The sequence below is a fragment of the Acidobacteriota bacterium genome, assembly GCA_040756905.1.
GTDB lineage: Bacteria > Acidobacteriota > Aminicenantia > JBFLYD01 > JBFLYD01 > JBFLYD01.
In genome coordinates this window covers 34,289-49,827 of sequence record JBFLYD010000028.1, presented here as the reverse complement: position 1 = coordinate 49,827, position 15,539 = coordinate 34,289, and the positions used below count along the sequence as shown (strand labels likewise).

9 protein-coding genes are annotated in these 15,539 nt (G+C 36.2%); 4 read left to right on the top strand and 5 right to left on the bottom strand.

What is annotated here, in order from left to right; all coding sequences use genetic code 11:
- Nucleotides 1-19 precede the first annotated feature (19 nt).
- The 3 genes from AB1410_04075 to AB1410_04065 form a co-directional block, all read right to left on the bottom strand.
- Nucleotides 20-1,813: a sugar-binding domain-containing protein gene (locus tag AB1410_04075; protein ID MEW6455876.1), complete on the bottom strand. Its 1,794-nt coding sequence runs from the start codon at nucleotides 1,811-1,813 to the stop codon at nucleotides 20-22.
- Between the two features lie 309 nt (nucleotides 1,814-2,122).
- Entirely contained in the window at nucleotides 2,123-3,544 is a 1,422-nt protein-coding gene (locus tag AB1410_04070; GenBank protein ID MEW6455875.1) for a pitrilysin family protein, read from the bottom strand.
- Nucleotides 3,541-4,929 carry a pitrilysin family protein gene (locus AB1410_04065; protein MEW6455874.1) on the bottom strand — a complete coding sequence of 463 codons (1,389 nt, stop codon included), beginning with the start codon at nucleotides 4,927-4,929 and terminating at the stop codon, nucleotides 3,541-3,543. The genes AB1410_04070 and AB1410_04065 overlap by 4 nt, the downstream gene beginning before the upstream one ends.
- Nucleotides 4,930-5,156: 227 nt before the next feature.
- On the opposite strand from AB1410_04065, the gene AB1410_04060 reads away from it, so the two are divergent.
- From AB1410_04060 to AB1410_04045, 4 genes are read left to right on the top strand one after another with little or no spacing between them, the layout of a single operon-like run.
- Nucleotides 5,157-6,272, top strand: coding sequence for a DUF5009 domain-containing protein (locus tag AB1410_04060; GenBank protein MEW6455873.1), 1,116 nt, complete (start codon nucleotides 5,157-5,159; stop codon nucleotides 6,270-6,272).
- A gap of 15 nt (nucleotides 6,273-6,287) precedes the next feature.
- Nucleotides 6,288-8,486: a DEAD/DEAH box helicase gene (locus AB1410_04055; protein MEW6455872.1), complete on the top strand. Its 2,199-nt coding sequence runs from the start codon at nucleotides 6,288-6,290 to the stop codon at nucleotides 8,484-8,486.
- A 32-nt stretch (nucleotides 8,487-8,518) separates the two neighbouring features.
- Nucleotides 8,519-9,217: a DNA/RNA nuclease SfsA gene (gene sfsA, locus AB1410_04050; GenBank protein ID MEW6455871.1), complete on the top strand. Its 699-nt coding sequence runs from the start codon at nucleotides 8,519-8,521 to the stop codon at nucleotides 9,215-9,217.
- 58 nt (nucleotides 9,218-9,275) lie between these two features.
- A complete protein-coding gene (locus AB1410_04045) occupies nucleotides 9,276-11,258 on the top strand; it encodes a cation:proton antiporter (protein MEW6455870.1) in 1,983 nt (660 codons plus the stop codon).
- A gap of 42 nt (nucleotides 11,259-11,300) precedes the next feature.
- Here AB1410_04045 and AB1410_04040 read toward each other — a convergent pair whose 3' ends face one another.
- Together AB1410_04040 and AB1410_04035 are read right to left on the bottom strand one after the other, a co-directional pair.
- Nucleotides 11,301-12,752 carry a hypothetical protein gene (locus AB1410_04040; protein MEW6455869.1) on the bottom strand — a complete coding sequence of 484 codons (1,452 nt, stop codon included), beginning with the start codon at nucleotides 12,750-12,752 and terminating at the stop codon, nucleotides 11,301-11,303.
- A gap of 20 nt (nucleotides 12,753-12,772) precedes the next feature.
- Complete coding sequence (locus tag AB1410_04035; protein ID MEW6455868.1) at nucleotides 12,773-15,397, bottom strand: S9 family peptidase; 2,625 nt, start codon at nucleotides 15,395-15,397, stop codon at nucleotides 12,773-12,775.
- Between the last annotated feature and the right edge of the window lie 142 nt (nucleotides 15,398-15,539).

Sequence of the window (15,539 nt, the reverse complement as noted above, 5' to 3'; positions counted from 1 at the left end):
GCTGCAAAAACACTAAAGATTAGTCCTCAATGGCAGCTTTCTGCTGGTTAATTTTTCTGAAAATCTCGGAGTTAAATTTTGGTTTACGGTCAAATGTATAAAGCCCGTTTACTTCCTGTTCAATGTCATATAGCTGAGTATAGCAGAAGCCTGCAATGGCTGGGTTTAAAAGGAGGGCTTCTGTGAGTTTTTTATATCTATCGATAAATTCCTCTTCACTTTTAGGCCTTTCTCCATATCCCCAGGCTTTTTCATCTTTTTGATTGGGATTCCACCAGATTCCTCCATACTCGCTCACAAAGAATGGTTGTCCTTCATAGGGAGCGTTTCTTTCCTCTCCTCCCCAAATAAAAACCTTTGGAGGTGATTGAAGTAAACCCTCGAAGCCATTTTTGAATTTCTCTGGATTCTGTTCGTAATTGTGAGAATCAAATACATCCGGTGAAACATGATGGAAGCCACCTGATGAATCTATAATAAGCCGAGTAGAATCAAGAAGCTTTGTAAACTTGAATATGTTTTCCACCACTCCTGGAAATGGATTTCCCCATTGTTCATTTAAAGGACACCAGCCAATTATCGAAGGATGGTTAAAATCTCTTTCTATAGCTTCTCCCCATTGTTTTGTAAATATCATGTAAGATTCAGGCTTTGAAAAATCGAGCCCCCAATCAGCAAATTCACCCCAGACAATATATCCCAGTTTATCAGCCCAGTACAGAAACCTTCTCTCAAAAACTTTCTGATGAAGACGAGCTCCATCAAAACCCAGGTCTTTTGAAATCTCTATGTCTTTTTTTAATGCTTCATCTGAAGGAGCTGTATAGATTCCATCAGGATAAAAACCCTGATCGAGAACCATTCGTAAAAACAAAGGTTTGCCGTTAAAATAAATCTTATTTCCTCTTACTTCTATTTTTCTTAACCCAAAATAGCCTGTAATTCTGTCAATTGTTCGGTTTCCTCTGCTGTAACTTATTTCCATGTCATAAAGGTCTGGTTGATGGATCGACCATAGTTTTGGGTCTTTGATTTTTATGTTAAAAAGAGTAACCTTTTTTGCTTTTTTCCATGAATAAAATTTTCTCTTTCCATTAAAGGTTGCGTTCAGGCAAAGCTCTCCGTCCTCAGGAGCCGTGTTCATATAAACAAAAATGCTTACCTCTCCATTTTCTACTTCTGGATAAACTTTGTATTTTTCTATGTAAAAATCATTAACGGGTTCCAACCAAACAGTCTGCCATATGCCGGTTGTGCGGCTATAGAAACAGCTATATGAATCCAATCGGCTGGATTGTTTCCCACAAGGCTGAAGTCCTTTCCTTAAATCATCAAAAGCTTTTACAATAAGAAAGTTTTCACTGGGTTTAAGAAATTCAGTTACATCAAAGGAAAAAGGAGTATAACCTCCTTCATGCTCTCCAACTCTTTTTCCATTTATCCATACTGTGGTTTTATAATCAACAGCTTCAAAATGGAGGAGAATTCTTTTCCCTTTCCATTTTTCTGGTATTGAAATTATCCTCCTGTACCATACAGCATTTACAAAATCCAGAAAACCAACTCCAGAGAGCTCGCTTTCAGGAGCAAATGGAACTAAAATTTTTCTATCAAAGCCTTTTCCTTGGGGAAAGCCTTTCTCTTCGCCAGTATTTGAAAAATCAAAGGCAAAATCCCACCATCCGTTTAGGTTCAACCATTCCTCCCTTACCATTTCAGGTCTTGGATATTCAGACCTTGGTATTGAATTAGACAATAATATTCCAGCTAGGATGAAAAATAATAGAAATAACTTCTTATTAAACTTTTCCATCAATAAACCTCCTTTGCAACATTATTATCTAACATTCTTAACAATTTTTTTACAAACTTTTAACAATTATATAACAAATTTTCCTTCCTCTAAGACTTAAATTATCAGTGGAAAAAATGGAAAAGGAACATTTATATATATTATTTTCGTTTATATTGTATGAAAAAGATGAAAAGGAGGAATGAGATGAAAAAGTTGATAATGAAATCAGTTATTTTAACAATAAGCGTAATCCTAACATTATTTTTATTTAATTTAATGGTACCTCAATCAGTTATTCAGATCTTAAAAGCTGCAAATTAAACAAATTCACTCCTTTGGCAGAGGTAACTCTTTGATCTCTCCTAAATTTAATAATTTGAGCTGATCGATGATCTCGTTTTTCTTTCCAACCACAAGAATCACTAAATTATCAGGATGGATTGTTCTTTTTGCCATCTCCAGAACTTTCCTATCATTAACCTTTCTTATCCTGGGGATATAGGTTTCAAGATAATTTTCTGGATAACCCTGAGACTTAAGAAGAACAGATTCGAGAAGAATTGCTGATGCAGAATCGAATCTGTGGACAAAGGAGTTCTGCTCAGATTTCTTTGCTGTCTCTATTTCCTCAGAGGTAACTGGATTCTTTGTCATATCCTCCATAATCTCCCTCATCAAGGAGATAGCCTCCCCCACTGATTGATTCTTTGTCTGGCAGAAATTGAAGAATGGGCCGAGGTCTCTTCCTGAGCCCACATACCCATATGTGGCGTATGCCAATCCTCTATTGGATCTTACCTCCCTCATAAGTCTTGAGCTGAATGCACCTGTTCCAAGGATAAAGTTTAAAACATTGATTTCCACATTATCTGAATCAAGCCGATTTATCCCGAGATGTCCCATACATATAACACCCTGCGTCATATCCTCCTTATTGATCAGATAAAGCCCTGGTTTAGCTGCAAGTTTTGCCTTTGGTAGATCCAACTTAGAAGGGGATACCCCCTTCCAGTCTTTAAAATCCTTTTTTATAAGGAATGAGATTCTTTTAGCATCGAAATCTCCAGCAAAGGCAACTATTATCTCTTTATCTTTTATATTCTCATTATAAAAGGCTTTAACATCATCACTTGAGATAGATTCAATACTTTGGGTTGTTGTTCTTCGAACATCAGGAAAATCTCTACCATATATGAGATCCTGAAAAAGGAGAAAGCCTACCGACATTGGTCTATCCCATCTTCTCCTTATATCCTCAAGCTCTTTCTTTTTCTCCACATCAAGTCTTTCTTTATCGAAGAGCGGATTAAAAAGGATATCTGTTAGGATCTTCCATGACTCATCAAAATTCTTCTTTAATGTCCAGAGGGTTACCCAAGAATACTCGGCTCCTGCAAAGACTGATATGGAGGAGCCAAGGAAGTCAAGTCTCTCCTCCAACTTCTCTGGTGTTAGATTCTTTGTTCCACCACTCTTCATCAACCTCATGGTAAGGGAAGCCAATCCATCCTTCCCTTTTGGATCGTGGAGTCTTCCAGACTTGAGGATTATATAGACATTTATTACAGGTACCTCATGGTCCTCTTTGAAGTAAAAATCAACGCCTTTCTTGATATGCATAAAACCTGGCTTTAAGGGCTTGAACTCCATATCCGGAAACTTAAGGATCTTAGGGTCTTTCTGGGCAAGGGAGAAAGACACTAATATAAGGATTAATGTAAGAAATAAAAAGGTTTTTCTTGCTTTCATTTTTCACCTCCCTTTTCCTTTCTATGAAGGACTCCAACAGTTCGGTTTGATTCGGAAAATATCCTTTTTGCCACATCCATTATCTCCTCAGGAGTTACCTTCTTCATTTCCTCCACTCTCTTAAACTCTGCATCCACACCGCCAAAAAGAAGGGCGCCCCACAGAAGCCTTATGGCAACGAAGATATTGCTTGTGAGCCCTCTATAAAGGGATGCCTCTGCCTGATTTATTGCCTTTTCTATCTCCTCCTTCGGGACAGGCTCTGTCTTCAGTTTTTCAATATGTTCATATATGGCTTTCTCCAGCTCCTCTGGTGTATGGGGATGCCTTGGTAATCCATAGATTCCAAACAGGGATGGATATCTTACACCGGGATCATTGGCATAGGAAAATATTCTAAGCGCAAGCTTCTTATTGGTTATCAAGTCTCTCACAAGGCGTGATGAATCACCTCTGCTTAAAATCAGGCTTATGAGCCCCAGAATTACATTGTCTTTTTCAGCATAGGAAGGAATATGATATCCTATTCTAAGTCTTGGTTCTGCATCGAATTTAACAATTACTCTTCTTTCACCCCTTTGCTTTGGCTCCAAAAACTCTGGTCTTGGAGGCTCTATTCCTTTTGGAATATCACCAAAGTACTTCTCTGCAAGTCTCTTCACCTCATCAAATTTTACATCTCCCACAATGGCTGCCATCATGTTGTGGGGTATATAAAAGGTTCTGTAAAAATTGAGAGCCTTTGGCTTTGTAAAAGTTTGAATATCCTCCATGTATCCGACTACTGGATGACGGTAAGGGTGAAGGATGTAAGCAACATTGAAGAATTCTCCCCAGAGTAAGCCATCGGGGTCATTATCCTCCCACATTCTTCTCTCCTCAGCCACCACATCCCTTTCAGAATAGAACTCCCTTAGAGCAGGATATTTGAATCTCTCCGACTCCATGAGAAACCAGAGCTCAAGGCGATTGGAAGGAAGCATGACAAAATACTGTGTTGTATCATTCCCTGTGCTGGCGTTTAAGAATCTGCCACCATTCTCAGAATATATCTGCCACATCTCATCTTTCGTCACATATTTCCTGTGCTCCTCCTGAAGCTTCCTTAGCTTTTCCCTGAGCGATTCCATCTTCTTTTGATCCGCACCCTTTCCCCTGGCATACTCCTCAGAAAGTTCCTCTCCTACCTTATCCATCTCTTCCAGTATTGGCTTCTCTTTCTCGTAGTCCCTTGCTCCAATTATGGGAGTTCCCTTGAATGCCATATGTTCGAAGAAGTGAGCAAGCCCTGTCTCTCCTTTCCTCTCATCCACACTCCCGACCTTCACCATTATCATACCTGCAAAGGTCGGAACTGGATGCCTCTCGTAGATAAAAAATTTCATGCCATTGGAGAGGGTGAACTCCTTAACTTTATCCGAAAACCCTTCTCCATAAACAAATGGAAGAAAGGTCAAAAGGGATATTAGGAATACTAACAATCTTTTCATATTACCTCCTCCACTCTTAATTGAATAATTTTAGCCTACCCTGTTACTCTCCTTTTGTCAATCTCTGTAAAACTTAATAAATCTCAAAGATACATTATAACAGTTATGGTAAAATACATTGTATGGAAAAACTAAAAAAGAGGCTGTTTTCCCTCGATGTATTCCGAGGAATTACAATTGCAGGAATGATTCTGGTTAATAATCCGGGAAGCTGGAAGTATATTTACCCGCCTCTTAAACATGCTGATTGGAATGGATGGACTCCCACAGATCTGATATTTCCTTTCTTTCTATTCATAGTAGGAGTTTCAATTGCATATTCTCTATCTTTAAGAATCGAACGAGGAGATAAAAAAAATAAGATATTTTTAAAAATTTTAACACGCACTCTAATTTTGTTCTTCCTCGGGCTTTTCCTTCATGCATTTCCCAATTTCAACCTCTCAGAACTTCGCATTCCAGGTGTCCTACAGAGAATCGCCATCTGTTATCTTTTTGCATCAGTTATATTTCTGATGATGGATAAAAAAGGCCTTATTCTTACAACTTTTGGATTATTAATTATATACTGGGTACTGATGAAAATAGTTCCAGTTCCAGGGATCGGTGCAGGTGTTCTTATTCCTGAAGGTAACTTAGCTGCCTACATAGATAATTTGGTTTTTCATGGTCATCGATTATACAGAGGAACATGGGATCCAGAAGGAATTTTAAGCACGCTTCCAGCCATAGGGACAGTACTCTTCGGTGTGTTGACAGGAATCTGGCTCAGTTCATCGATTAGTTCTTTGAATAAAACTGTTGGAATGCTCGCTGGAGGAAGCCTCGGTATTATTCTTGGATACATTATGAATATCTGGTTTCCCATCAACAAAAATCTCTGGACAAGCTCCTATGTGGTTTTGACAGCAGGCTTGGCTCTGGTTTTTCTTGCGTTAATCTACTGGCTTTGCGATGTAAAAGGTGTAAGATTCTGGGCAAAGCCATCCATTGTTTTTGGAATGAATTCCATAGCTGTTTATTTCCTCTCTGGAATATTATCACGTTTGCTGAGTATTATAAAGATAACCCTTCAAGATAGTACAAAAATTTCAATACATAACTGGATTTATAGAAATTTTTTTGCTTCATGGGCTGGACCTTTTAATGGCTCGCTCTTTTTTGCTTTAAGTTATGTCTTTTTCTGGCTGGGTATTATGACAATATTCTACAGAAGAAAAATTTTCATAAAAATATAAAATCTTCTCTTAAAAATGGCACCAAAAACTATTGAAATCCCACAACTCAAAAAATATGGCGCTTCGAAAAAGCTGATAAATATTTTAAAAAATCAGGGAATAAAGACTCTTTTTCCTCCTCAGATTCTTTCCTGCAGAGCAGGACTTCTTTCTACTCAGGAGTCTTTTGTAATTGCATCCCCTACAGCCTCAGGAAAAACTCTTATCGCTGAAATGGCAATGCTAAAAACAATTTTTGAAGACAATGGTAAAATCATTTATCTTCTTCCTCTTAGAGCGCTTGCAAATGAAAAATATGATGATTTCACAAAAAAATATCAGCCCCTTGGAATAAAAATAGCTGTATCTACTGGAGATTATGACTCCGCTGATTTCTGGCTTGAAAGATATCAGATAATCATATCGACCAATGAAAAAATGGACAGTCTAATCAGACATAGAAGTCCATGGATAAACGAAGTCACTATAGTTGTAGCAGATGAAATACATCTTCTCGGGGACCCCCATAGAGGACCTACCCTCGAAATAATTCTTTCCAGTCTTCGCACAATCAATCCAAAGCTAAGAATATTAGCTCTGAGCGCCACGATAAAAAACGCCTCAGAAATAGCTAACTGGCTAAATGCAAAAATAGTAGAATCAAAGTGGAGACCTGTTGTTCTAAAGGAAGGCGTTTTCTTCGAAGACCAGATATTTTTTAATGATAATTCGATAAAAAAAGTAAAGTCAGAAACAAAAATTGATTCGATAAATCTTGCAATTAATACAATAAAAGAGGGTGGTCAGGCACTTATTTTCATTAACACTCGAAGATCCACAGAATCTTTAGCTCTTCAAGCCTCAAAATTTATCAACAAGATTCTCAATCAAAAAGAAAAAGAGATACTGGAAAAAGCTTCTTCAGAAGTACTCGAGGCTATTCCTGAACCTACCCGAATATGCAGGAGGTTAGCTGAGGTATTAAGAAAAGGAGTAGCATTTCATCATGCTGGAATTCACTCAAAACAGAGAAAGATTGTTGAGGATCTTTTCCGTAATAATAAATTAAAATTGGTCATTTCCACCACCACATTAGCAATGGGTTTAAATCTTCCATCGAGAAGGGTCATCATAAGAAACTGGACAAGGTATGAATCAGGAAAAGGAATAATTCCTATCCCTGTGTTTGAAGTTAAACAGATGTCAGGAAGAGCCGGAAGGCCAAAATATGATAAATTTGGTGAATCAGTGCTAATCTCAAAATCAAAAAAAGATAGAGAATTTATATTTAAAAATTATATAATGGCAGAGCCTGAAAAAATCAAATCGCAACTTGAAAATGAATCCGTACTTAGAACCCATATTCTTGCTTTGATATGTGGAAATTTTACAAACAACAAAAAAGAAATAATTGATTTTGTGGGAAAAACCTTTTTTGCAAAACAAAGGAATCCGAATGATATTTTAAAGATAATTGAAAGAATCCTTATCTTTTTAGAAACAGAAGAAATGATTGAAATAAAAGCGAAAAATTTCATTCCAACAACCTTTGGAAAAAGAGTTTCGGAACTTTACATTGACCCATTATCAGCCGTAATAATAAGAGAATTTCTCAAAGAAGCAGAGAAAAGAATCGATAATAAAAAATTACCCACGCCATTTTCATACATCCATGCAATATGCCATACTCCTGACATGATGATTTTATATCTTAAAAGAAAAGAGATTTATGAACTGGAAAAAAAGATATCCAAAATAAAAGATGATCTCCTTTTTCCAGTGCCTGACCCTTGGAAAGATAGTGAATACTTCGAAAGATGTATGGCTGAGATTAAAACAGCATCTGTCATAATGGACTGGATTGAAGAAGTCCCTGAGGATAAAATTGTAGAAAAATTCGGGATTGGCCCTGGAGATATTCGCAATATAAATGAATTATGCGACTGGCTTCTCTATGCCGTTGATTCATTAGGAAAAATCTTAAAATTGAAAAAACCTTCTGGATTAATACCCCCGTTAAGAAAAAGAATCAGATATGGAGTTAAAGAAGAGCTCCTGGAATTAGTTTCCTTATCTGGCATAGGAAGAATAAGAGCGAGGAACCTCTTTGAAGCCAAGTACAGAAGTTTAGAAGACCTTAAAAAGGCAAGCATCGAAGACTTGAGTAAAATTCATACAATTGGAAAAGGAATAGCCACAAACATAAAACAACAGCTATTAACAAAAACATTATAAAAAGATGGAAAATAGATAAAATAAAAGAAATTATGCAAAATTCCAAAGTATCTTTCATGTTCCAACAACCTATGAGAAAAGCTTCTTTTGTTAAAAGGCTTAATAGATTTTCTGGATTGATAAAGGATGTAAAAGAAATTAAAAAAGTTCATATCCCCAATTCTGGAAGATTGAATGAAATCCTAAAGAAAAATGCAATCTGTTATTATTTGCCTAAAAAAGGCAATAAAACAGAGGGTGTACTTCATCTTGTAAAAAACAATTCAATGCTAATATCAATCGATTCAAGAATTCCCAATCATTTAATTTATAGCTTTTATTCAAACAGAAAAAATTCCAAGAAGTTTAAAGCCGTATTAAAGGAAAAGAAATTTGGTAAATCAAGGTTTGACATTCAGATTAAAGACCATGATACAGATACTTTTGTCGAGATAAAATCAGTTTCTCTTGTAAAAAACCAAATCGCATTATTTCCAGATGGAGTAACTGAAAGAGGAAAGAAACACCTGAGAGAATTAATTTCTCTAAAAGAACAGGGGATGGGAGCTAAGATCTATTTTGTAATACAGAGAGAAGATGTTGAATATTTTTCCTCAAACGATGAAGTTGACCCTGAATTTGGGGAACTCCTGAGAGAAGCTATGAAGAAAGGTGTGGAAATTAAAGCACTAAAATGCAGAGTAAATTTAAAAGAAATCTCTCTCCATGAAGAAATTCCTGTAATTTTCTAATTTTATTTTCAAGTTGATTGAATAATTATCTTTTTTTCTGGTAATATGCAAAAAGTCAATGGATGTTCCAATATTAAAAGAATCAGTTATAATTTTGGCTGCTTCTATCGTAATATTCTTTATAAGTCATAAATTAAAACTTCCAGCAGTTGGTGGCTTTTTATCCACAGGAATTCTTATCGGACCGAGTGGCTTAAGGTTGATAAAGGATGCCCATAGAATAGATGCCCTAGCAGAAATCGGAGTTGTGATGCTTTTATTCACTATCGGAATTGAATTTTCTCTTGAAAGATTAAAGCAAATTAAAAAGAACTTCTTGATGGGCGGAGGACTTCAGGTTCTGATTACAACCTTTATGGTTCTGATCATCCTTCAATTCTTTCATTTCTCTGTTTATGAGGGAATATTCTATGGATTTTTAATTTCTCTGAGCAGTACTGCTGTTGTATTAAAAATTTATTCTGATAGAGCTGAAATTGACTCCCCTCAGGGAAAAATTTCCCTCGGTATTCTATTATTTCAAGACTTTGGAATAGTTCCGATGATTGTTCTGACACCAATTCTTGGCAGAGTTATATCAGTTTCTTTAGTGAATGTATTTTCAAGATTTTTTCTAAGTGCTCTGGCAGTTGGAGGAATAATTTTAATAGCACGGTATCTTATGCCAAAAGTTCTCCATTTTATAGTCAAGACAAGAGTAAGGGAAGCTTTTATCATAACCACATTATTTTTATGTCTCGGGATGGCATTTTTAACTTTTTCATTTGGCTTTTCCCTGGCATTGGGAGCTTTCATTGCAGGAATAATCATATCTGAATCTGAGTACACTCATCAGGTTGTTTCAGATATCATGCCTTTCAAAGACCTTTTTAACAGTATTTTCTTCATTTCTATCGGAATGCTCCTTGACTTGGGATTCGCCTGGAAAGAGAAATTTTTTATTATAATTTTAAGTCTTTCCATATTTTTAATAAAAAGCATTGTTGTATTTTCTACAGTAAAAATAATGAAATTTACCTCAAGGATTGCTTTAATTACAGGTTTGAGCCTTGCTCAGATAGGGGAATTTTCTTTTGTTCTTGCTAAAGTCGGCCAGGCAAACGGATTTCTTCCCCAAGAGATTTTTCAGGCTTTCATTGCATCATCAATCCTTACAATACTTGCCACTCCTTTTCTGATTCAGCTTTCCCCTTTTTTAGCTGAAAAATCTCAGAAAATATTTCGCTGGAAATTCAAGCCTTCTGATTACGAGGAGAAATTTCTTAAAGACTTAAAAACTCATGTTATAATCGCCGGCTACGGACTTAATGGACAGAACCTTGCAAGGGTTCTAAAAGAAACAGGGATTCCTTATGTAATTCTGGATTTAAATCCTGACAATGTGAGAAATGCCCTTAGAGAAGGAGAGCCAATAATATTCGGTGATGTCTCCAGCAGAGAAATATTGAATGCTTCTGGTATCACACAAGCAAAAGTAATTGTCTTTGCCATTTCTGACCCGAAAACCACAAGAACAGCAGTAAAGATTGCAAGGCACTTCAATAAAAACATTTATATAATCGTCAGAACAAGATATGTAACAGAAATTGATGAACTTTACAGATTAGGAGCGAATCAGGTTATTCCAGAGGAATTTGAAACCTCAATAGAAATCTTCACAAGAACTCTTGAAGAATTTCACATCCCGAGAAATATAATTGATGCTCAGATTAAAATTATCAGGAGTGAAAGATACGGGATGCTGAGAGGAATTTCTAAAACTGCCCGTTCGATGGAAAAGATAACAGAACTTCTTACAGCAGGAACAGCAGAAACATTTTTTGTATCAAAAGATTCTATGGCAGCAGGAAAATCATTAAAAGAGCTGAATCTCAGGCAGGAAACAGGTGCGACTGTTATAGGAATAGTTCGGGGAGAAAAATCATTTACAAGTCCTCCGCCTGAATTTAAAATCAAGGAGGGTGATACTCTAATTCTCGTAGCAAGTCATCAGGATATGGATAAAGCATTTAAATTTCTCAGTCCTGAACAGATAGAATGAAAATGCAAAAAATGAGACCTGACCCCAATTTTTTGCATTTTTTTATTGTTTTAATGAGCTATAAACTTTATTCAAATTTTCATAAAATAATTTTACATACTCTAAATCTGGAAATATACTCGATAAAATTTTAGAAGCCAAATGGAAAGCATCCTCAGGAGGCAAGCAATATTTCATCTCTAAAAAATTCTCTCTGAATTTTTTTACTTCAGTTTTGACATTTTTATTTTTAATCACAACGTCTGAAATAAAGCCTGAAAGCACATCAAAGTCCTTTTCTTTCATCCCAAAACGAGTCATCTCCTGGACCCCCATTCTTATCCCAGAACATCCAATAAAACTTTCGTCATCAGGTAAAGCCTGATAATTTGTTATGATATTATTTTCTTCAAGCCTTTTTGCTATACCCTCTCCAACTCCATATTTTCTCACTCTTATCACCACCTGATGGGTCTCTGTAAATCCATCATTCTCATCTCCCTCAACTTGAATTCCTTTCTCCTTAAGTAATTTAGCAAAAGATTTAGCATTTCTTCTTACTTGCTTCTGGTATTCTTCTTTAAATTCATTCATCTCATATGAAGCCATCAAAAGAGCTAAAAGAGTTCCTAAGTGATGATTGCTTGTAGATCCGGGAAATGCACGACTTTTAATCTCAAGCCATAGCTTCCTGTAGGGAGAATCTTCATCCATGTCACTGACAATTATCCCCCTCTGAGGTCCGAAAAAAGTCTTATGAGTGCTTCCAGTCACAACATCAACTCCTTTTTTCAGGGGCTCTCCAAATAAACCGTACAACCCCAGCACATGGGCCATATCATACATAATTACAGGACGTGGATTCCAATCCTTTACTAAATCAAAAACAAATTCAACCGGTTCTTTATATAGAAACATACTCTTTCCAAAAACGATTAATTCAGGTCTGCCATTCTCAAGATGCTCAGCTAATCTTGCTGTATCAATTTTGTATGGATTTCCTTTCATTACAGGAAAATTTATCACCCTCTCTTTTCCCGTGGCAGGATCTTCTTCAACATAGTTAAAAAGAGCTCCCATGGGTTGGGAGCTAAGATGTCCTCCTTTTGTCAGTTCATTGTTCATAACAGCCTTTAATTTTCTCATTGGCTCGTTTTCTTTTCTATCACGATTCACAAACTTAACCATTGCCTTAAAAACCACCTCATTTGCCATCTGGCCACTTATCGGTCTTAGTTCAACCTGAGAACAATTAAAAAATTCCATCATCTCCTTTCTCACTTCCTCTTCTACATCACGGATAAAATCAGTTCCCTGATAAAAATATATTTCTTTTCCTTTCATCGTTCTATGTTCAGCATATCTTCCAGCAGGATCAGATATCTCACACATCTTAACCAGAATACTTGGAGTTGTTTCAGATGGGATAAGATTAAAGCATTCTCTCTGCCTCCATATATTATTCCGCACAGTTCTATTCGTTAAGTCTTCAATTTTTTTTAAGAATTCACTCATTATTGCCTCCATTTCACCAATTATTTCTCCTGTTTTTTCCAGAGGTTATCCCAGGCTTCTGGTTGATTTTTTAAATACTTATCCCACCATGCCATCATGATTTCTGGAACAGCCCGTTGATTTTCATCGGATCCTCTGATTCCATGATCTTCATCTTTAAACCTTATAAACTCAACCTCTTTGTCTAATAATTTTAATGCTGTATACAATTGTTCTGATTCAGTAATTGGCACATTAATGTCAGCATCGCCATGGAGGAGTAAAAGAGGAGTGTTTATCTTGTGAGCATGAAAGATCGGAGACCTTTCAACATAAATATCTGGCCGATTCCATGGAAAACTCTCAGCTGTAGCAATTCCAGAGTACAGAAATCCCCACCATCCAGCACCCCAGTAACTCGTTATATTGCTTATTCCGTATAAAGAGGTAAGAGCACGGAACATACCAGTCTTATACGCCAGACTTTCTGTCATAAAGCCACCATAGCTTCCACCAAACGCTCCTATGCTTTTTGAATCTATAAATGGCTTTGATTTGATAACATTTGTAACTCCAGAAATGATTTCTTCAGTTACAATTTTACCCCAATCATTCACATGAAAATTTGAGAACTTAGGTCCATATCCAGTTGCACCACTGGGATTCAAAACATAAACAAAATATCCATTAGATGCATATTGAAGAAATCTTGTGTTGAAAGAACGAATGGTTGGAGAGGTACCTCCATAATAGTAAACAATCAACGGGTATTTTTTATTCGGGTCAAAATCAACAGGGTAATAAATCCAGCCTTCAATTGTATTACCCCTTGAATTTTTAAAATTGAAATCTTCAATTTTTCCATAAATTACATCTGACCAGCGTTCTTCATCGGGTGCATAAATCAACTTAGAAGACTCATTTTTTACATCCATTGTGAAAAGTTTAATGGGAGCTTGAATCGATTCTCCAGAATAAACAACACGAGAGCCATTAAGTGGAACATCAAATTCCCTCACAACATCAACACCGGTATTAAGTTTATAAAAATGTTTTCCTTCTTCGTCAGTTCTATACAGCTGAACTTCACTCTTATCCTCACTGAGTAAATAAATTGAATCATTTTTCCTCCATAATGCTGTGTATATAGAAGGATTAAACTTATCAGTCAGAGATTTAACTTCCCCTGTTTCAGGATTTAGAATGTATAAGTCTCTATCGTAATCATTCAAAAGCACCTTTTCTTTTTTAATATTTCCTATAGACTGCCCTCCTATAAAATAAATCTTTTTACCATCAGGAGAAAAACTCACTGAACCTATTGAATAGTTTGAGGTAAAAACTTTTTCTGCTTTGTTTGTCATTATATCAAGCACCACGAGTTCTGTTTTTAAATAAGGACGATTCTTATAATCTGGTTGAGATTTGATAAAAATAATTTTATTTCCATCTGGGCTTATCGGATTCCCAGCAGAACTGAAAAGCCCCTCGGAGGAAAGTGTGCCTGCAGTAAGACGTCGTTTTATTTTTGATTCCATCATTAACATATATAAATGTGTCTTATAAGGCCAATAACGAATCCAGCGATCCTGAAGACCTGTCATTCTCTGGATTTTTTGCTCTTTTTCCTTAGGCTCATCAGTTACTGAATATACCATGAATTCTCCTGTGGGAGACCAGATTGCATTGTTTAACCCTTTTACATCATCCAGAAGAATTTGAGTCTGGCCAGTTTTTCGTTCTATCAGCCATAGATCAAAAGTATCCTTTGTTCCAGGAGCTATGGCACTGAGAAACTTTCCATCAGGTGACCACCGAAGATTCCGGAGATTTTGAGTATCCCGTATTACTTTTTCTATTTCTCCATCAGGAAGCTTTCGGATTTCTATCCAGTATTCATGTTTTTTTGTTCTTGGATTACGCTGGCTTACTGTGTAAGCCACTGCCTTTCCGTCCGGCGATATCGATATACTTCTCAAATTAAGGGAATTAAATATATCGTCTTCTGTTAAAGTCCTCTTTGTCGCTAAACTGACAGATAAATATTCTTCTTTTTTTGGCTTGAATGTAGCTTTTATAGACCATTCCTGATGTCCATTCGGATCCCTGATTGCTGTGATAAATAGACGATGTTTTCCTTGCGAAAGCATCAGCTCTCCTGTTGCTTTACCAATCTCCTTCGCATCTGATTTGGAAGATACATCTCTGGTTATAACTGAAACTCCATCTAAAAATACTTTTAAAAGATGATGGGTTTCTATCTCTACTTTAATTTTTTGCCACCGAGAGCTATCCAAATAACATGCAAGGAATACCACCTGAGGATTTGTGCCCTCAGCTGATATAGTTAGTTTGCCATTTTCTACATTTTTGATGCTCCATTTAAGTATATTTTTTGGGCTCCATTCTAATTTGTCTCCTTCTTTAACCCATAACCTTAATGGGTCAAGGATATCAAGGTCAAAAAGGTTTTTAACTGAAAACTCAGCTCCTTCACCAAGTACTACAGGAAGGGGAAGAGATGCTGGACCAGCTATTAACCATTGATTTATCGAAATAGGTGCTTCCTCTTTTTCCTTCTTTTCTTGTTCAGTTCCATATCCAAATAAAATAAGTGCCATACATACAAAGAATAAAAATAAGGTTTTTAAAAAATTCCTTTTCATCTTTATTTTACCTCCTTTTGATAAATTCTTTTCATATAGCAGACTTTATCTTTTATATCAGAGATAAATTTAATGGTCAAAAAAATTACAAGTGTACAAAGTCCCTTGATAAAAGAAATTAATTTAAACTCTTTTCTTAGCA